Origin of the sequence: Pseudomonas sp. URMO17WK12:I12 (assembly GCF_000514395.1) — a bacterium.
In the GTDB taxonomy this organism is placed as follows: Bacteria; Pseudomonadota; Gammaproteobacteria; order Pseudomonadales; family Pseudomonadaceae; genus Aquipseudomonas; species Aquipseudomonas mucoides.
The window spans coordinates 207,474-225,197 of sequence record NZ_AZVV01000011.1 but is presented as its reverse complement, the minus strand read 5'-3'; the positions used below and the strand labels follow the sequence as shown (position 1 = coordinate 225,197).

Here is a 17,724-nt window from a genome sequence, read left to right as displayed (position 1 = left end):
CATGACCCGGCCTCTGGTCTGGTTGCTGCTGTGTTTGATTCCTGCGCTGGCGACAGCGCAGGACGAACCGCTGCGGCTGGGCTTCAAGGGTGAACTGATTTCGTTGAACCGGACTCAGGTGATTTCACGCGAGCCCTTGCCTGCTGATGTGCAGGCGCCGTTGGGCAGTTTGTGGAAGTTGTTTGTGTACGGTTGGCTGGTGGATACCGGCGCCCGTGAACCTGCGTATGAATGTCGCGGGCAGTCGAAAGATGAAGTTTATTGCTGCACCGCCGGCGGCAAGATCGAGCGTGATCAGGCATTGGTGAAATCGTGCGGTTTGTATTTTGAACCGGCACGCTTGGGCATCACTGCCACTGACTGGCGTACGTATTGGCAGGCGCGACAGGCGCCGGAGTGGTTGCTGGACTTGCCGTCGTTAAAGCCCTCTACGCGAGTGTCCGTCGCTGAATTGCTCAAGGTGTTGGCCGTGATGCCGGCGCAGGATCAGGCGCGGCGGGTGTTGCTGGACGTGGTGCTTAATGCCGCCGACGGCAATGTCGTGGGCGAACTCGGTGGTCGGTTGCGGGTGAAAACCTGGAGCTGGCTGGGGGATCAGGATCCGTCGTCGCGTCAGGGCGGTTTTGCCGGTTGGATGGTGGACGGCACGCCGATCTGGGCGGGTGGGCGCGGGACCAGTCAGAGGGTGCTGCGTCATTACGCTGAAGCGTTGGCCGCAGTGCTGCCGGTTGATTGGCCCGCGGACACGGGACGCTGCGTCGAAGTCGGACTGTTTTCTCGCTATCCGATTGAGCGGGTTCTGGCGGGGGATCGTGTTGTTTCTTCCGGCCCATTGCAGGGCGACTATCGAGTCGAATTCAGCAACGGCAACCAACTCGATATCCACAGTGACGGCGAACTCTTCTTGCTCAAGGATCAGCTTGTCGCCCGTCTGGACCGCGAAGAATACGTCGCCCGCGTCCTCCAGCGCGAAGCCAAACCTGAGCCCGTCGAAGCCGCCAAAGCCCTGGCCATCGCCATCCGCACCTACCTCCTGCAAAACGCCACGCGCCACGGCGACTGCCTGAGCATCGACGACAGCAGCAGCCGTCAACGCGTCGCCCCGCGCCCGGCCACCAGCGAATCACGCCATATCGCCGCATGGACCAGCGACCTCGTATTGGCCGGCAGCACCGTCACCTACCATTCCGACCAACCCGGCCCGGACAAACTCGCCTGGCAGCAAGCCGTCGAACAGGCCAACGCCGGCCAGCGCTACGACGCCATTCTGCTGCACGCCTACCCACGCGCCAGCCTCAGCCGCTGGGACAATCCCGTCGCCTCCTGCGAAGCACTGCCCTCCGCGCAAGACTGGCTGCAAACCCAACGCCGCGGCTGGCGTGCGCGGCTGGAAAGCGAGGTTGGCTACAACGAAGTCAGCACCTTCGCCGTCTGCCGCCTGGCCTTCGGCCGCCCCTATGTCGACCGTGAACGCCAGCGCATCTACGTGCGCGGCGTGCTGTCGCTGCAAGACCGCCTCGACCTGACCCACGAATACCTGCACCTGGCCTTCGAAGCACACCCCAACGGCCAGGATGAAACCTACATCGAAGGGCTCGCCCGCCACCTCTTGCTGGAATAGGCCATGAAACTCCGTTATCCACAGGTCTTCCTGTTCCTTTGTACTCTTTGCGCGATGCCGACGATGTTCGCCGCAGACGCCGCCGTCAAACTCGACACCCCCGTCGGAGGCTGGCGCACGGGCGCGGTTGAAGGCGAAGGTGAAAACTTCCGCCAGACCGTCAACTATCCCGCTTCATCGGTGAACACCCCGGTAGGGCAGGCCAACACCGCGCGCATCAGCGGCCAGATCAAATCCACGCCCAAATCAAAGGAGCCTGGTCGTTTGATCGTCAACGGCGTGAGCATGCCGCTGAAGATCGATCCCGCCGGCCGCTTTGATCGCCCGTTCTCGTTTCCCAATGGCAGCAACAGCGTCGAAGTGCGCAGCCCTGATGGACAACAGCGGCATCGCACGCAGTTCCTCAATGCCAGTGGTGGTGCCACGCCGGCCAAGTTGCGGGTGTTGTTGTCGTGGGACAGTGACGGCACGGACCTCGACCTGCATTTGATTACGCCGGATGGGGCGCATATCTGGTACGGCGATCGGGTTGCGCCCAATGGTGCGGCGCTGGATGTTGACGTGACGACCGGGTATGGGCCGGAGATCTTTGCCATGCCAGCGCCGATCAAGGGGCAGTATCTGGTGTATGTGAATTACTTTGGCGGTGGGTATAGCCGTGATGAGGAAGGGCAGGAGGACGCGGTTCAGCCGCTGACGACTGCGCAGGTGACGGTGATTACCGAGGAAGGGACGCCGAGCGAGAAGATGGAGACGTTTCTGGTGCCGATGCGGGCGGTGGGGGAGTTGACGTTGGTTAAGTCGTTTAGTTATCCGTGAAGTTGTATGACGGTTCCTCAAAACGCAGGCATTAAAAAGCCGGCTTGTGGCCGGCTTCTCGGGGACTGGCTTGGTTCATTTTTGGTAAACCGCGCCAGCCTTCAAAACGTACACCCGGATCTGCGTCCGGCTGTGGGACTCGGCGAGAAAATCATCTGCCTTGTCGGTGCGATCTGAGCCGCGGGGCGGGTCGATGCGCAAATGTGGGGCGCAGCATACTGATTATTTGAGGAAATTCCCAGCGTGGAGTGTGGTGTAGAGCGATTGGTGCATTGAGTTCAGTCACTCGTCCGGGTTTGTAGGGTGAATGTTCAGCCGCCATCGCGAGCAGGCTCGCTCCCACATTTGATCGCATTCCAATGTGGGCGCGACGACGTGTGTTTACAGGAACGGCACCGCCGGTCGCCGTTTGTTGAGCGTCGACCACCAGAACACCCACCCCAGCACCCTGATGTTCTGCTTATCAATCTGCTCGGCACTGAAAATCTCGTCCGGGTGCTCGGTTTTGTTGTAGCTGCGTAACCGCAGCGCATTCCCGGGCATCCGGTGCAGGTATTTGATGCGCAGCATCCCGTCATGGTCGAGGGCGTAAATCTCCCCATCAATTACTTTGGTCAGCCCACGGTCGATGGCGAGGATAGAGCCGTCCTCAATCCTTGCGCCCATGCTATTGCCGAGCATGTGAATACAGATCGCATCGGCATGGTTGATTTCCAGGGAGTCGAGATGGCTTTTGGGCAGGCGGATGAATTGGCCGGTGTCTTCCACGATGTGGGTTTTGTGAGACCCCGGGGCGATGGGTGTTTCTTTGTAGAGGGGCAGTTCGACGTCGGTCGGCTCGATCACCGTGTAGATGCCACGAATCGCCTGGGCGTCGAAGGTGTTGCCGGACTCGTCGAGCAGGCGCAGGTGTTTGGCGTCTTCCGGGCCTTCGCCGGTTTTGAGCCAGTGGCTGTTGACCGAGAGTAATCTGGAGACCTCTTCCATGCGGTAAGCGGGCACACCGCGGGTGTACCAGTTGTGGATGTTTTGAGCTTCCGTGTCGAAAAAAGCGGCAAATCCTGTCGTCGTGATCTTGGCTTTTTCGAGCAATGCTTTGAACCGTGGGCCGCTAGTGTTCTTTTTCATAAACACGAGTCTACGGGCGCAGGGCGGGGCTTTGAATAAACGAACCGTTCAAATTTCGAGGGAAATTTACGACCGGATGTAAGACGTATTTGGAACAAATTAAACAGAAAAAAACCGCAGTGGCGAAAAGATAAACACGCTGTTTAAAGCCCTTTATGAGCGCCCACAAAAAACCCCGGATCAACCGGGGTTTTTTTCAAGTCGTCAGTGGCGCAAGGCCAATGGCGTCTTAGCCTTTGTAGGCGGCAGCCGACTTGGTGATCGCTTCGCGGGCGGCATCAGCGCCGGCCCAGCCTTCGATCTTCACCCATTTGCCTTTTTCGAGATCTTTGTAGTTCGCGAAGAAGTGCTCGATCTGCTGGATCAGCAGTGGAGGCAGGTCGGTGTATTCCTTCACGTCGACGTACAGCTGGGACAGCTTGTCGTGTGGGACTGCGATGACTTTGGCATCGCCGCCGCCGTCGTCGGTCATGTTCAGGATGCCGACTGGACGAGCGCGGATGACCGAGCCTGGAGCAACCGGGTAAGGGGTTACAACCAGCACGTCGAGGGGATCACCGTCGTCAGCCAGGGTGTTCGGGATGTAACCGTAGTTGGCCGGGTAGAACATCGGGGTGGCCATGAAACGGTCAACGAACAGGCAATCGCTGTCTTTGTCGATTTCGTATTTGATCGGCGCGTGGTTGGCCGGGATCTCGATCGCGACGTAGATGTCGTTCGGCAGGTCTTTGCCAGCCGGAATCTTGCTGTAGCTCATTGGGCGGTGCCCCCGTTAGTTGACCAAAAACACTTGGCCGGATTGACCAAAAAGTGGCGGCGATTATAGGCATATTCCGCCGATGACGCCATGTGCCAGAAGTCGTGTAGACCTTAGTCGCGTGCCTGATAGACCGGGTCCTCGGCCAGAAGTTGCTGCAACCGGCTCAGCGGGTCCTGTCGGTAAAACAACTTTAGCTGTTCATACACCTTTGGATAAGCCTCATGCAGCAAATCCGGGGCACTGAAGAAGTATTCGCTGGTGACGGCGAAAAACTCGGCAGGGTTTTCCGCCGCATACGGATCGATCGCGGTTTCGGCGTCCGGACTGCGCTCCAGTTGCCGGTCGAGGTCGTCGTAGGCCTCTTGCATCACCTTGGCCCAATCGCTGACCCGCATGTCCGGGTGCAGCGGCGGCAGGCCGTTGGCGACGCCGTTGAGCATGTCGAGTTTGTGCGCGAGTTCGTGGATGACCAGGTTGTAGCCTTCCCAGCCACCACTGGCCATCACGCCCGGCCAGGCGAGGATGATCGGGCCTTGCTGCCACGCCTCGCCACTGTGTTCGCCGTCCCACTCGTGCTCAACGCCGCTGGCATCGCGATGGCGCTGGGGGCTGAGGAAGTCGTCGGGGTAGAGGATGATTTCGTGGAAACCCTGGTACCAGTTCAAATCGCCCAGGTTCAGCAGCGGCAATTGCGCTTGCACGGCCAGCAGCAGGCGCTGCTCCTGGTGCAGTTCGACGCCGGGCAGGGCGGTCAGGTGTTTGTCTTCGAGGAACAACACACTGGCTTCGCGCAACCACTGCTCTTCAGTGGCGCTGATGCCATCGAGGAAGCTCAGGTGATGGCGCACCCGCTGCCACATGTCGTCGGCAATCGGGTGCTTGGCCAGGGTGCGCTGGCGACGCCAGGCGCTAAGTGACCACATCGCCTGTCAGCGCGATTGGGCTTTGGACGCGGCGTTGCCGAGGCGGCTGCGGACCATGCTGATGATCATCGGCACCAGCGACAGCAGGATGATGCCGACCACCAGCAACGACAGGTTTTTCTTGATGAACGGCACGTTGCCGAAGAAGTAACCGAGGGTCACCAGGCCGCCGACCCAGAGGATCGTGCCGAGCACGCTGAAGAAAAAGAACCGCGGGTAAGGCATCTTGCCGACACCGGCGACGAACGGTGCAAAGGTACGAATGATCGGCAGGAACCGCGCCAGGGTCACGGTTTTACCGCCGTGCTTGTCGTAGAAATCGTGGGTTTGTTGCAGGTAGTCACGGCGGAAGATCTTCGAGTCCGGGTTACTGAACAGTTTTTCGCCGGCCGTTCGACCAATCAGGTAGTTGGTGCTGTCGCCGAGAATCGCCGCGAGCATCAACAGGCCGCCCAGCAATACCGGATCCATGCCGCCACCGGCCGCCACGGCACCGGCGATGAACAACAGCGAGTCGCCCGGCAAGAACGGCATGACCACCAGACCGGTTTCACAGAAAATCACCAGAAACAGGATGGCGTAAATCCAGGTCCCATAGTTGGTCACCAGCATGTCGAGGTAAACGTCGAGATGCAGAACAATATCGATCGGGTTGAAATCCATGGGGGCACCTGTGGTGACGGCCCGACTCAGCAGGCCTGTGCGGATGACTGCGTATAAGACTACACGGGGGTGTAGTTTTTCTTACAAGTCGGAAAGATCGGGATTATACGGACTGAAAAGTGAAAAGAGCGTTCAGTTTGTAGCGGGGGATGTCGCATTAGACCGATGGTCCAGGCAGGTTTTCTGTGGGAGCGAGCTCGCTCCCACAATCGACGGTCGGGGCTCAGAGCTCGTCGCTGATCGGCAAGACGTAGTTCTTGAACTCGGTGTCTTCCTTGAACCCGATGGATTCATAGGTTTTACGCGCGACTTCGTTGTTGCTGCTGGTGGAAACGCGCATGCGCACGGCATTGGTTTCCTTGGCCATTTTTTTTGCGGTACGGATCAGGTTGTCAGCCACCAATTGGCGGCGGGCGTCTTCGGCGACATAAATGTCGTTGAGGATCCATACACGTTTCAGCGAAAGGGACGAAAAGCTCGGGTACAACTGGCAGAAACCCATCAGTTTGTTGCTATCGTCATCGGACAATGCCAGATAAATCACCGACTCTTTGCGGCGCAGGCGTTTTTCGAGGAACGCTCGGGACGAGTCCGGGTACGGCAGGGATCCATAAAATTCACGATATTTGACGAACATTGGCGCCAATAGGTCCAGGTGTTCGAGGGTCGCTTGAATAATCCGCATGGTAGGTCTCGTCTTCAAGTGGCTGTCTTACGTGCGTTGACGGCGATGGGAAACCCGTGGCGGCCGTTCGTCGATCCTGCCTGAAACCCATTCCCAAACGCAATGCGGAAACGGTTCAGGCATCTGACTGTCCCAACAGGAAGTTTCGTTTCATGTCCGCTCCGGCGTCCGATTCCAGCGTCTGAAGCTGCGCTTCGTCCTTGAGATTGACCCCCGACAGCTGTCTACGACAGGCCTCTCGCATCAAATACAGCAAACGGTGTGCGGCCATGCCGTAACTCAGGCCTTCGAGCCGAACGTTGGAGATGCAATTGCGATAAGCATCCGTCAGGCCAACCTTTGGATTGTAAGTGAAATATAAACCCAGACTATCGGGGGAGCTGAGCCCGGGGCGTTCACCGATCAGGATGACCGTCATTTTCGCCCCCATCAGTTCACCGATCTCGTCGGCCACCGCGACGCGGCCCTGTTCCACCAGCATCACCGGTGCCACAGACCAGCCTTCAGCCAGCACCTGTTCTTCCAGGCGTGAGAGAAACGGCAGGGTATGGCGATGCACGGCCAGTGCCGACAGTCCGTCGGCCACCACAATCACCAGATCGATGCCGCCGGGATTGGCCGCCGCATACGTGCGCAGGGTATGCGCGGATTCATCGCTCAACTTGCGCCCCAGATCAGGGCGCTGCAAATAGCTGTCCCGGTTCGTGGCGGCGCTGTGCAGCAACAAACTGTCGCGCCCGATCTCGGTCAGTTGAGCGCTGAGCCCCGCCGAGTCGAACGGCAAATGCACCGCATCCCGTGCCTGCGCATGGGCGTACTGGAAGTCCAGTTGGGCGCTGGTCGGCATGCTGGTGCCTGTGCGCCCCAAGGCAATCCGCGCGGGTGTCAGCCGGCGCAACTCCAGCAGCGGGTTCTGCGGATCAACGGGTGGTTTATCCATGAATGCACTCATCCCAATTGCGCCATCGCCTGGCGGAAAGCCGGGGGCAGGCTGTCGCCGAAGTGAATTTTGCCGTCCGTCTGGGTAAAGATGCCCATTTTCGTCAGCCACTGCTCGAATTCCGGCGCGGGTTTCAGGCCCAGCGTCTGACGGGCGTAGAGGGCGTCGTGGAACGAGGTGGTCTGGTAGTTGAGCATGATGTCGTCGGAACCGGGGATACCCATGATGAAGTTGATCCCGGCGACGCCCAGCAAGGTCAGCAGGGTGTCCATGTCGTCCTGGTCGGCTTCGGCGTGGTTGGTGTAGCAGATGTCACAGCCCATTGGCACGCCCAGCAACTTGCCGCAGAAGTGGTCTTCGAGGCCGGCGCGAATGATCTGTTTGCCGTTGTAGAGGTATTCCGGGCCGATGAAACCGACCACCGTGTTCACCAAAAACGGCTTGAAGTGGCGCGCCACGGCGTAGGCGCGGGTTTCGCAGGTTTGCTGATCGATACCGTGGTGGGCGTTGGCGGACAGCGCACTGCCTTGGCCGGTTTCGAAATACATCAGGTTCTGGCCCAGCGTGCCGCGATTCAGGCTCAAACCGGCGTCGTAACCTTCCTTCAACACATTCAGGTTGATGCCAAAACTGGCGTTGGCCGCTTCGGTGCCGGCAATCGACTGGAACACCAGGTCCAGCGGAACACCGCGATTAATTGCCTCGATCGAGGTGGTGACGTGGGTCAGCACACAGGCCTGAGTCGGGATTTCATAGCGCTGGATGATCGCGTCGAGCATGTCCAGCATGGCGCAGATCGAGGCGATGCTGTCGGTAGCCGGGTTGATGCCGATCATCGCATCGCCGTTTCCGTAGAGCAGGCCGTCGAGGATGCTCGCCGCGATACCGGCGGGTTCGTCGGTGGGGTGATTGGGTTGCAGGCGCGTGGATAAGCGTCCGCGCAAGCCCATGGTGCCGCGAAACTTCGTGACCACGCGGATTTTCTGCGCTACCAGCACCAGGTCCTGGACGCGCATGATCTTCGACACGGCGGCGACCATTTCCGGGGTCAGGCCGGGGGCGAGCGCGCGCAGGCTATGTTCATCGGCGGCATCGCTGAGCAGCCAGTCGCGGAACCCGCCAACGGTAAGGTGGCTGACCACGGCGAAGGCGTGTGTGTCGTGCGTGTCGATGATCAGTCGGGTGACTTCATCGGACTCATAGGGAATCAGTACTTCCTGCAGGAAGTGGCTCAGCGGGATGTCAGCCAGGGCCATTTGCGCGGCCACACGCTCGCCATCGTTGAGCGCGGCGACGCCCGCCAGGAAATCCCCGGAGCGCGCCGGACTGGCCTTGGCCATGACGTCCTTGAGGCTCTCGAAGCGGTAGGTCTGAGCGCCGACGGAGTGGGCAAATGCGGCCATGGGGCGATTTCTCCAGTTTTGGACAAGTCTCAATAACAGTGACATTCCCTGTGGGAGCGAGCTTGCTCGCTCCCACAGGGGCTTGCATGCACTTCAATAACGCAGGCGCCAGGCTGCAAGCCCGGCGCCGGTGCAACTTAAATGCCTTCGAGCATCGCATCGGCCGGCGCGTCGGCGCGTTGCTTGGCGGTCAGCTGGAAATACAGGTAACCGGCGGCCATGAAGCCAAGGAACACACAGCCAATCAGCGTGTTGAACCACGCCATCGCCACCAGGCACACCACCGCCAGGAACAGCGCGATCCCCGGAACAATCGGGTAGCCCGGTGCGCGGAAGGTGCGTTCCAGGTTCGGTTCGGTTTTACGCAGTTTGAACAGGCTCAGCATACTGATGATGTACATCACGATGGCACCGAATACCGACATGGTGATCATCGCCGCCGTCAGGGTCATGCCTTGCAGGTTGACCAGGCCATCGCTGTAAATCGCCGCGATGCCGATCACGCCGCCGGCCAGAATGGCGCGGTGCGGGGTCTGGAAACGCGAGAGTTTGGCCAGGCCACTCGGCAGGTAACCGGCCCGCGCCAGGGCGAAGAACTGCCGCGAGTAGCCGAGGATGATCCCGTGAAAGCTCGCCACCAGGCCGAACAGACCGATCCAGACCAGCATGTGCATCCAGCTAGAGTTGTTGCCGACCACGGCTTTCATCGCTTGAGGCAGCGGATCGTTGATGTTCGACAGCTGGCGCCAGTCGCCGACGCCGCCGGCCATCACCATCACGCCGATGGCCAGGAACACCAGGGTCAGAATGCCGCTGACGTAAGCCTTGGGAATCGTGCGTTTCGGGTCCTTGGCTTCTTCAGCGGCCATCGCCGCGCCTTCGATCGCGAGAAAAAACCAGATCGCGAAGGGAATGGCGGCAAAGATGCCGGGAATGGAAGCGATGGTGAATTCATTGGAACCCGACCAGCCATTGAGCACGAAATTACTGAAGCTGAAGCCCGGAGCCACGACGCCCATGAACACCAGCAACTCGGCGACCGCCAGCACGGTGACCACCAGTTCGAAGGTGGCCGCGATGCTGACGCCGAGGATATTCAGGCCCATGAACACGAAATACGCGCCAACCGCTGCGATCTTGGGGTCAAGTTCCGGGTACTGCACGTTGAGGTAGGCACCAATCGCCATCGCAATGGCCGGGGGGGCAAACACGAATTCGATCAGGGTGGCGATGCCGGCGATCAGTCCGCCTTTCTCGCCAAACGCCCGCCGGCTGTAGGCAAACGGCCCTCCAGCGTGGGGGATCGCGGTCGTCAATTCGGTGAAGCTGAAGATGAAGCAGGTGTACATCGTCGCTACCATCAGGGCGGTGACGAGAAAGCCCAATGTGCCTGCGGTGCCCCAGCCGTAACTCCAGCCGAAGTACTCGCCGGAAATCACCAGGCCGACGGCAATACCCCATAGGTGCAGGGTGCCGAGTGTGGGTTTGAGCTGTGTGGAAGAAGTCATAAGTCCTCGCTGTCTTTTTTATTGTTTGATCTTTTGGACTTGCGGTACGACGTTTGGGTGTGGAGCGGGCACGCAAGGCCCGTGCCAGTGGGGCAGGGCGATGTTTTGATGTTGTCGTTAAGGGCGCCATCGCGGGCAAGCCCGCTCCCACAGGGTATTGGGGTAAACCAATATTTTGGGGATAACCACAAATCACTGTGGGAGCGGGCTTGCCCGCGATGGCATTCTGAAGGGCGACACAGGAATACCTGTATCGCCCCCGGTTTTAGAAGAAGCCCAACGGATTGATGTCGTAGCTCACCAGCAGGTTTTTGGTCTGCTGATAGTGGTCGAGCATCATTTTGTGGGTTTCACGGCCGACGCCGGACTTTTTGTAACCGCCGAACGCGGCGTGCGCCGGGTACAGGTGGTAGCAGTTGGTCCACACGCGGCCGGCCTTGATGGCGCGGCCCATGCGATAGGCGCGGTTGATGTCGCGGGTCCAGAGGCCGGCGCCGAGGCCGAACTCGGTGTCGTTGGCGATGGCCAGGGCTTCGGCTTCGTCCTTGAAGGTGGTGATGCTCACCACCGGGCCAAAGATTTCTTCCTGGAACACCCGCATTTTGTTGGTGCCCTTGAGCAGGGTCGGCTGGATGTAATACCCGGTCGCCAGGTTGCCCTCGAGTTTTTCGATTTTCCCGCCGGTCAGCAGCTCGGCGCCTTCGCCCTTGGCGATTTCCAGGTACGAAAGGATTTTGTCGAATTGCTGCTCGGACGCCTGGGCGCCGACCATGGTGTCGGTGTCCAGCGGGTCGCCACGTTTGATCGACAGGACTTTTTTCATAACGACTTTCATGAAGTCGTCGTAGATCGACTCTTGCACCAGCGCGCGCGACGGGCAGGTGCAGACTTCGCCCTGGTTGAAGAACGCCAGCACCAGGCCTTCAGCGGCTTTCTCGATGAAGGTCGGCTCGGCTTGCATGATGTCTTCGAAGAAGATGTTCGGCGACTTGCCACCCAGCTCCACGGTGGACGGGATGATGTTTTCGGCGGCGCATTTCATGATATGCGAGCCGACCGGGGTCGAACCGGTGAAGGCAATCTTGGCGATACGTTTACTGGTGGCGAGGGCTTCGCCGGCTTCTTTGCCGAAGCCTTGCACCACGTTCAGCACGCCCGGCGGCAGCAGGTCGCCGATCAGCTCCATCAGCACGGTAATGCCCAGCGGCGTCTGCTCGGCAGGCTTGAGCACCACGCAGTTACCGGCGGCCAGGGCCGGGGCGAGTTTCCAGGCGGCCATCAGGATCGGGAAGTTCCACGGGATGATCTGCCCGACCACGCCCAGCGGTTCGTGTATGTGATAAGCCACGGTGTTGCCGTCGATCTCGGCGGCGCTGCCTTCCTGCGCGCGGATGCAGCCGGCGAAGTAGCGGAAGTGGTCAGCCGCCAGCGGGATGTCGGCGTTGAGGGTTTCGCGGACGGCTTTGCCATTGTCCCAGGATTCGGTGATTGCCAGCAGTTCCAGGTTCTGCTCGATGCGGTCGGCGATTTTCAGCAGCACCAGCGAGCGAGCCTGGGCGGACGTGGCGCCCCAGGCATCGGCGGCGGCGTGGGCCGCGTCCAGGGCCTTGTCGATGTCTTCGGCGGTGGAGCGTGGGAATTCGGCAATCGGTTGGCCATTCACTGGCGAGGTATTGGTGAAGTACTGACCTTTGACAGGCGCGACGAACTCGCCGCCGATGTAGTTACCGTATTTGCTCTTGAACGAAACGATAGCGCCTTCAGTACCGGGGTGAGCGTAACGCATGGTGGGGTTCTCCTTGGCTTTTGTGCTTATAAGGGAGAGCGCATGTGCGCTTGTATAAGCGTAGAGCAAAGGTCGGGCCACCGCCTTGCAGGGCAGGTAAATCAAGGCCTTGCGCAGTTTTTGTCGGACCGGCGGAGGCGCGCTGTGACGCTTTCGGTACGGCGCCCGTGACACTTTGTACCGCTTGTGGCACAGGGTGTGACTGGCGGGTCTTGCCAGCATTGCAATGCGGGCCAGGCTGGAGGATGCTCGGACACGCGCTTCCTGTAGCAGCTGCCGAAGGCTGCGTCCGAGAGCGCAGCGCTTGCCTCGTTTTCGGCCCTGCACACGGGACACAGGTTTTACGACTGCTTCGCAGCCGGACGCAGCCTTCGGCAGCTGCTACACGGGGCGAGCCAGACCTTGTGGAGAGAATAATAAGAAATGCACGACAACCATTTGAGTCGCCATGCCCGGCAGGTCCTGACCGTCACCCAGGGCAAATCGCACCTGCATGGCCCCGGCAGCGATCCTTCCATCGCCCGGTCCTGGCTGCGCTGTCTTGAGGACTATCACCTCGACCCGGCCCTGACCATCGCGCCCACGGTGCTGGAACATGGCCGAGTGCTGGAGAGCCGCGAACGCTTGCAGCAAGTGCTGCAGATCGCCGGCAATGAAATGACCAGCCTCCATCAACAACTTTCCGGCGCCGGCCACGCCGTGCTGCTGACAGATGCCCGTGGCGTGATCCTCAATTGCGTCACCGCCCCCGCCGAACGGAAGATTTTCGAGCGTGCCGGCCTCTGGCTTGGCGCTGACTGGAGCGAGGCCTGCGAAGGCACCAACGGCATCGGCACCTGCCTGGTGGAGCGCCAGTCTCTGACCATCCATCAAGACGAACATTTTCGCGGTCGCCACACCGGCCTGACCTGCTCGGCGAGCCCGGTGTTCGACCCCCATGGCGAATTGCTGGCGGTGCTCGACGTGTCATCGGCGCGCCACGATGTCTCGCGCCAGAGTCAATTCCACACCATGGCCCTGGTCAATCTGTCGGCGAAGATGATCGAGAGCTGCTATTTCCTGCGCTACTTCGACAATCAATGGTTGCTGCGTTTTCACTTGCAGGCCGAGTCCGTCGGGCTGTTCAGCGAAGGGCTGCTGGCGTTCGACGGGGAAGGGCGGATCTGTGCGGTCAATCAAAGTGCGCTGAACCTGCTCGGGCACATTCGCGGCGGCCTGCTGGGCAAACCGGTGGAAGCGTTTTTCGATTGCTCGCTGGATGAGTTGCTCGGTCGCGCCAGTGTGAATGCCAGCGCCAGTTGGCCGCTGCGCACCCGTGACGGTCGCAGTCTGTTTGCCGTATTACGTGGACAGCCCCGCAGTATCCCGGTTCCGGTGGTGCAACGCCCGGCGATTGCCGAGCGTCCAAGGCTGTCGGGCATCTGCATCGGTGATGCTGCGCTGCAGGAAGATTTTCGCAAGTCGCTGCGGGTGTTCGAGCGCGATGTACCGCTACTGATCAACGGCGAAACCGGTTCCGGCAAAGAAGCCTTCGCCAAAGCCGTGCATCAGGCCAGTCAACGGGCGGAAAAAGCCTTCGTCGCCCTTAACTGCGCGGCCATTCCTGAAAGCCTGATCGAAAGCGAACTGTTCGGTTATCGCGGCGGCAGCTTCACCGGCGCGCGCAAGGAAGGCATGCGGGGCAAGTTGCAGCAGGCCGATGGCGGGACCCTGTTTCTCGACGAAATCGGCGACATGCCCTTGGCCTTGCAGACCCGGCTGTTAAGGGTGCTGGAGGACCGACAGGTGGTGCCGATTGGCGGCGAGCCGGAGGCGGTCAACGTTCGAATCATCAGCGCGACTCACCGTAATCTGCTGGATCGGGTGCAGGACGGCAGCTTCCGTGAGGACTTGTATTACCGGCTCAACGGGCTGGAAGTCGCGTTGCCGGCGTTGCGTGATCGCAGTGATAAATCCCGGTTGCTCGATTTTTTGCTGGCGGAAGAGGCGGGTGGGGAAACGGTTTTGATCGACGGGCCGGCGCGGGAAGCCTTGTTGGGGTTTGCCTGGCCGGGCAACGTGCGGCAGCTGCGCAATGTGCTGCGTACGTTGGCGGCGTTGTGTGACGGCGGGCGAATCGGGCTGGAGGATTTGCCAGCGATGATTCGTCAGGCGCGGCCGGCGGTTTCATCGACGGTCGAAGCGCCGTCCGAGCATCCGTTGGACGATGCCGAGCGGCTAGCGTTGTTGAATGCGCTGGAGCATACGCGTTGGCATATGACCCATACCGCCGAGCAGTTGGGTGTCAGCCGTAATACGCTTTATAGAAAGCTGCGTAAGCACGGTATCGAGCGCTAGACCGCGTCGCGGCCATTCGCGAGCAGGCTCGCTCCCGCATTTGATCTTCAGCGGACACACATTATGTGAGCACCGCTGAACCCCTGTGGGAGCGAGCCTGCTCGCGAAGGCGTCTTCAAATCCGAAACACAAGGTGCGATTTTCCCCTCCCTACGCTAACCTGCGGCCATGTTTTACGAGGTCGACTAATGCACATTCATATTCTGGGTATCTGCGGCACCTTCATGGGTTCGATGGCGGTTCTGGCCAAGGAACTGGGCCATCACGTGACGGGTTCCGACGCCAACGTCTATCCGCCAATGAGCACTCAGCTTGAGGCTCAGGGCATTGAGTTGACCCAAGGCTACGACCCTTCCCAGCTCGATCCGGCCCCGGACCTGGTGGTCATCGGCAATGCCATGTCGCGCGGCAACCCCGCCGTCGAATACGTGTTGAACAAAGGCCTGCCGTACGTTTCCGGCCCGCAATGGCTGGCGGATCACGTGCTGCAAGGTCGCTGGGTGCTGGCTGTCGCCGGCACTCACGGCAAAACCACCACCAGCAGCATGCTCGCCTGGGTGCTTGAGCATGCCGGCATGAGCCCGGGCTTCTTGATCGGTGGCGTACCGCAGAACTTCTCGGTCTCCGCTCGCTTGGGCGGCACGCCGTTCTTCGTGATCGAAGCCGACGAATACGACAGTGCGTTCTTCGACAAACGCTCCAAGTTCGTTCACTACCGTCCGCGCACGGCGATCCTGAACAACCTTGAGTTCGATCACGCAGACATCTTCCCCGATTTGCCAGCCATCGAGCGGCAATTCCACCATCTGGTGCGGACCATTCCAAGCGAAGGCCTGGTGATCCACCCGACCACTGAGCCGGCGTTGCAGCGCGTCATCGAAATGGGCTGCTGGACCCCGGTGCAGACCACCGGAGCGGGCGGGCAGTGGCAAGTCAAACTGTTGAGCGAAGACGGTTCGAAGTTTGAAGTGATGTTTGAAGGTGTCGCTCAGGGCGTGGTCGAGTGGGACATGACCGGTCAGCACAACGTGGCCAATGCCTTGGCTACATTGGCGGCCGCGCGCCATGTCGGCGTGGTGCCTTCCATGGGCATCGCCGCGTTGAGCGCGTTCAAAAGCGTGAAGCGCCGGATGGAAAAAGTCGCCGAAGTGCGCGGCATCACCATTTATGACGACTTCGCGCACCACCCGACTGCCATTGCGACGACCCTCGACGGCCTGCGCAAACACATCGGCGATGCGCCGTTGATCGCGATCATCGAGCCGCGCTCCAACTCCATGAAGCTCGGCGCGCACCGCGACGGCTTGCCGGAAAGCGTGGTCGATGCTGATCAGGTGATCTGGTACGCGCCAGCCAACCTCGGTTGGGACCTGGCCGGAACCGCCGCGCGGTGTACCGTGCCGTCGATTGTCAGCGATTCGCTGGAAGGCATTATCGAGCGCGTGAAGTGCCAGGCCCAGCCCGGTACCCACGTGGTGATCATGAGCAATGGCGGCTTCGGCGGCCTGCACGGCAAACTCGCCGAGGCGCTGCAATGAGCAGCGGCCCGGATCGCATCACGCTGGCCATGACCGGCGCTTCCGGCGCTCAGTACGGTTTGCGTTTGCTCGATTGCCTGGTGCGTGAAGATCGCGAAGTGCACTTCCTGATTTCCAAGGCGGCACAACTGGTGATGGCCACCGAGACTGACGTCACGCTGCCGCCAAAACCGCAGATGATGCAGGCCTTCCTCACGGAATACACCGGTGCTGCGGCCGGGCAAATCAAGGTGTATGGCAAGGAAGACTGGATGTCGCCGGTGGCTTCTGGCTCCGGTGCGCCCGCGGCGATGGTGGTGGTGCCGTGTTCGACGGGGACGCTGTCGGCCATCGCGACCGGCGCCTGCAACAACCTGATCGAACGTGCGGCCGACGTGACCTTGAAGGAACGTCGCCAGTTGATTCTGGTGCCGCGTGAGGCGCCGTATTCGAGTATCCATCTGGAACACATGCTCAAGCTGTCGAACATGGGCGTGACGATCTTGCCGGCTTCGCCAGGTTTCTATCATCAGCCGCAAACCATCGATGACCTGATCGATTTTGTCGTGGCGCGGATTCTCAATCTGTTGAACATCCCGCAAGACATGCTGCCGCGCTGGGGTGAGCACCATTTGAGCAGCGATGAATAAGCTACTGATTCTTCTGCTGGTCTTGCAACTGACCGGCTGCGCCACGGCGCGCACCCTTGATGCCGCCAAGCCCGGGGCGCCGCTGGTGTATGCGGGGACGCGTCTGGATTTGTATGCCATGAACGGCGGGTGCTGCGCCAAGGACCACTTTGGTGCCGAGGCGCCGAGTTACCCTGGCTTGGACCTGCCAGCCAGTGCGCTGCTTGACACGCTGCTGTTGCCGTTGTCATTGCTGACGGTGATCGGGGTGAGTTTTCAGGCGACGGGTGGGTTGTAGGAGAACGTTGTGGTGAGGGGCCAAGCCCCTCGCCACAGGTTACTTGCCTAGCTTACGCAACTCATCCGACTCGACAATCCGAACCCCATCCTGTTCTTCCAGCGCCAACCGCCACATCGCCCGGGCCAGTTGGCAGGCTTCGATGCCGTGGTATTTGCCCGGGATCAGGCGTGACAGCGGGCCGGCGACTTTCTCGCCCATGCGTGGCTCGATGCGATCGCCCAGTAACAGCGACGGGCGGCAAATGGTCAGTTGCGGCCAGTCCTGCGCGCGCAATGCGTGTTCCATCTCGCCTTTGACCCGGTTGTAGAAAATCGAGGACCTGCGATCAGCGCCCAGGGCACTGATTACGATCAGGTGGCGTGCGCCCATTTCCCGCGCACGTTTGGCAAACGCCACGACCATGTCCAGGTCCACTGCACGAAACGCTTCTTCGGAGCCGGCCTGTTTGATCGTGGTGCCCAGGCAGCAGTAGGCAATATCGACACGACCGTTGAGCTGCGGCAGAAACACTGCCGGGTCGCCAACCGGGTTTTCCAGGTGTGGGTGTTTGGCGAGTGGACGGCGTGAGGGGGCCAATACCCTTGAAATCGTAGGCTCGTTGAGCAGGCGATCAAGCAGATGTTCACCGGTCAACCCGGTAGCTCCGGCAAGCAATACATGCTGAGGCGTCAAGTACATAGTGTTTCCCCCTTGATACTGTTCAG

The 17,724-nt window shown here is 60.4% G+C and carries 16 protein-coding genes; 6 read left to right on the top strand and 10 right to left on the bottom strand.

What is annotated here, in order from left to right; translation table 11 throughout:
• The first annotated feature begins 1 nt into the window (after position 1).
• Entirely contained in the window at positions 2–1,621 is a 1,620-nt protein-coding gene (locus tag D882_RS0116820; protein ID WP_027924325.1) for a DUF2300 domain-containing protein, read from the top strand.
• Positions 1,622–1,624: 3 nt separating this feature from the next.
• Complete coding sequence (locus tag D882_RS0116815; protein WP_027924324.1) at positions 1,625–2,440, top strand: YfaP family protein; 816 nt, start codon at positions 1,625–1,627, stop codon at positions 2,438–2,440.
• A gap of 381 nt (positions 2,441–2,821) precedes the next feature.
• Here D882_RS0116815 and D882_RS0116810 read toward each other — a convergent pair whose 3' ends face one another.
• The 9 genes from D882_RS0116810 to D882_RS0116770 all read right to left on the bottom strand — a co-directional run bounded on the left by D882_RS0116810 (position 2,822) and on the right by D882_RS0116770 (position 12,236).
• On the bottom strand, positions 2,822–3,568 hold the full coding sequence (locus D882_RS0116810) for a S24 family peptidase (protein ID WP_027924323.1): 747 nt from the start codon (positions 3,566–3,568) through the stop codon (positions 2,822–2,824).
• A 229-nt stretch (positions 3,569–3,797) separates the two neighbouring features.
• The gene (gene ppa / locus D882_RS0116805) at positions 3,798–4,325 is read right to left on the bottom strand and encodes an inorganic diphosphatase (protein ID WP_027924322.1); all 528 of its coding nucleotides are present in this window, start codon (positions 4,323–4,325) and stop codon (positions 3,798–3,800) included.
• Positions 4,326–4,438: 113 nt separating this feature from the next.
• Positions 4,439–5,251, bottom strand: a complete 813-nt coding sequence (locus D882_RS0116800; protein WP_027924321.1) for a zinc-dependent peptidase — start codon at positions 5,249–5,251, stop codon at positions 4,439–4,441.
• Between the two features lie 6 nt (positions 5,252–5,257).
• Positions 5,258–5,914 (bottom strand): DedA family protein, encoded by a 657-nt coding sequence (locus tag D882_RS0116795; protein ID WP_027924320.1) that lies wholly within the window; start codon positions 5,912–5,914, stop codon positions 5,258–5,260.
• 223 nt (positions 5,915–6,137) lie between these two features.
• Entirely contained in the window at positions 6,138–6,599 is a 462-nt protein-coding gene (locus tag D882_RS0116790) for an N-acetyltransferase (RefSeq protein WP_027924319.1), read from the bottom strand.
• A gap of 115 nt (positions 6,600–6,714) precedes the next feature.
• Positions 6,715–7,539 carry an ethanolamine ammonia-lyase subunit EutC gene (gene eutC / locus D882_RS0116785; RefSeq protein WP_177327617.1) on the bottom strand — a complete coding sequence of 275 codons (825 nt, stop codon included), beginning with the start codon at positions 7,537–7,539 and terminating at the stop codon, positions 6,715–6,717.
• Positions 7,540–7,547: 8 nt separating this feature from the next.
• On the bottom strand, positions 7,548–8,942 hold the full coding sequence (locus tag D882_RS0116780; RefSeq protein WP_027924317.1) for an ethanolamine ammonia-lyase subunit EutB: 1,395 nt from the start codon (positions 8,940–8,942) through the stop codon (positions 7,548–7,550).
• 137 nt (positions 8,943–9,079) lie between these two features.
• On the bottom strand, positions 9,080–10,450 hold the full coding sequence (gene eat / locus D882_RS0116775) for an ethanolamine permease (RefSeq protein ID WP_027924316.1): 1,371 nt from the start codon (positions 10,448–10,450) through the stop codon (positions 9,080–9,082).
• Positions 10,451–10,715: 265 nt separating this feature from the next.
• A complete protein-coding gene (locus D882_RS0116770; protein WP_027924315.1) occupies positions 10,716–12,236 on the bottom strand; it encodes an aldehyde dehydrogenase family protein in 1,521 nt (506 codons plus the stop codon).
• A 423-nt stretch (positions 12,237–12,659) separates the two neighbouring features.
• Between D882_RS0116770 and D882_RS0116765 the strand changes: the two genes are divergently transcribed.
• The 4 genes from D882_RS0116765 to D882_RS0116750 all read left to right on the top strand — a co-directional run bounded on the left by D882_RS0116765 (position 12,660) and on the right by D882_RS0116750 (position 17,017).
• On the top strand, positions 12,660–14,573 hold the full coding sequence (locus tag D882_RS0116765) for a sigma-54-dependent Fis family transcriptional regulator (RefSeq protein ID WP_027924314.1): 1,914 nt from the start codon (positions 12,660–12,662) through the stop codon (positions 14,571–14,573).
• Positions 14,574–14,761: 188 nt separating this feature from the next.
• The gene (mpl, locus tag D882_RS0116760) at positions 14,762–16,111 is read left to right on the top strand and encodes a UDP-N-acetylmuramate:L-alanyl-gamma-D-glutamyl-meso-diaminopimelate ligase (RefSeq protein WP_027924313.1); all 1,350 of its coding nucleotides are present in this window, start codon (positions 14,762–14,764) and stop codon (positions 16,109–16,111) included.
• Positions 16,108–16,740 carry a flavin prenyltransferase UbiX gene (gene ubiX / locus D882_RS0116755; protein ID WP_027924312.1) on the top strand — a complete coding sequence of 211 codons (633 nt, stop codon included), beginning with the start codon at positions 16,108–16,110 and terminating at the stop codon, positions 16,738–16,740. The genes mpl and ubiX overlap by 4 nt, the downstream gene beginning before the upstream one ends.
• On the top strand, positions 16,733–17,017 hold the full coding sequence (locus D882_RS0116750) for a YceK/YidQ family lipoprotein (RefSeq protein ID WP_027924311.1): 285 nt from the start codon (positions 16,733–16,735) through the stop codon (positions 17,015–17,017). The genes ubiX and D882_RS0116750 overlap by 8 nt, the downstream gene beginning before the upstream one ends.
• Positions 17,018–17,056: 39 nt before the next feature.
• On the opposite strand, the gene D882_RS0116745 is transcribed toward D882_RS0116750, so the two are convergent.
• Entirely contained in the window at positions 17,057–17,698 is a 642-nt protein-coding gene (locus D882_RS0116745) for an oxidoreductase (RefSeq protein ID WP_027924310.1), read from the bottom strand.
• Positions 17,699–17,724 lie beyond the last annotated feature (26 nt).

Coding starts and splice junctions, on each gene's coding strand:
- D882_RS0116780 (WP_027924317.1), bottom strand. CDS start 8,942: ATGGCCGCATTTGCCCACTCCGTCGGCGCTCAGACCTACCGCTTCGAG.
- D882_RS0116820 (WP_027924325.1), top strand. CDS start 2: ATGACCCGGCCTCTGGTCTGGTTGCTGCTGTGTTTGATTCCTGCGCTG.
- eat (WP_027924316.1), bottom strand. CDS start 10,450: ATGACTTCTTCCACACAGCTCAAACCCACACTCGGCACCCTGCACCTA.
- D882_RS0116800 (WP_027924321.1), bottom strand. CDS start 5,251: ATGTGGTCACTTAGCGCCTGGCGTCGCCAGCGCACCCTGGCCAAGCAC.
- mpl (WP_027924313.1), top strand. CDS start 14,762: ATGCACATTCATATTCTGGGTATCTGCGGCACCTTCATGGGTTCGATG.
- ppa (WP_027924322.1), bottom strand. CDS start 4,325: ATGAGCTACAGCAAGATTCCGGCTGGCAAAGACCTGCCGAACGACATC.
- D882_RS0116765 (WP_027924314.1), top strand. CDS start 12,660: ATGCACGACAACCATTTGAGTCGCCATGCCCGGCAGGTCCTGACCGTC.
- ubiX (WP_027924312.1), top strand. CDS start 16,108: ATGAGCAGCGGCCCGGATCGCATCACGCTGGCCATGACCGGCGCTTCC.
- D882_RS0116750 (WP_027924311.1), top strand. CDS start 16,733: ATGAATAAGCTACTGATTCTTCTGCTGGTCTTGCAACTGACCGGCTGC.
- D882_RS0116810 (WP_027924323.1), bottom strand. CDS start 3,568: ATGAAAAAGAACACTAGCGGCCCACGGTTCAAAGCATTGCTCGAAAAA.
- eutC (WP_177327617.1), bottom strand. CDS start 7,539: ATGGATAAACCACCCGTTGATCCGCAGAACCCGCTGCTGGAGTTGCGC.
- D882_RS0116795 (WP_027924320.1), bottom strand. CDS start 5,914: ATGGATTTCAACCCGATCGATATTGTTCTGCATCTCGACGTTTACCTC.
- D882_RS0116815 (WP_027924324.1), top strand. CDS start 1,625: ATGAAACTCCGTTATCCACAGGTCTTCCTGTTCCTTTGTACTCTTTGC.
- D882_RS0116770 (WP_027924315.1), bottom strand. CDS start 12,236: ATGCGTTACGCTCACCCCGGTACTGAAGGCGCTATCGTTTCGTTCAAG.
- D882_RS0116745 (WP_027924310.1), bottom strand. CDS start 17,698: ATGTACTTGACGCCTCAGCATGTATTGCTTGCCGGAGCTACCGGGTTG.
- D882_RS0116790 (WP_027924319.1), bottom strand. CDS start 6,599: ATGCGGATTATTCAAGCGACCCTCGAACACCTGGACCTATTGGCGCCA.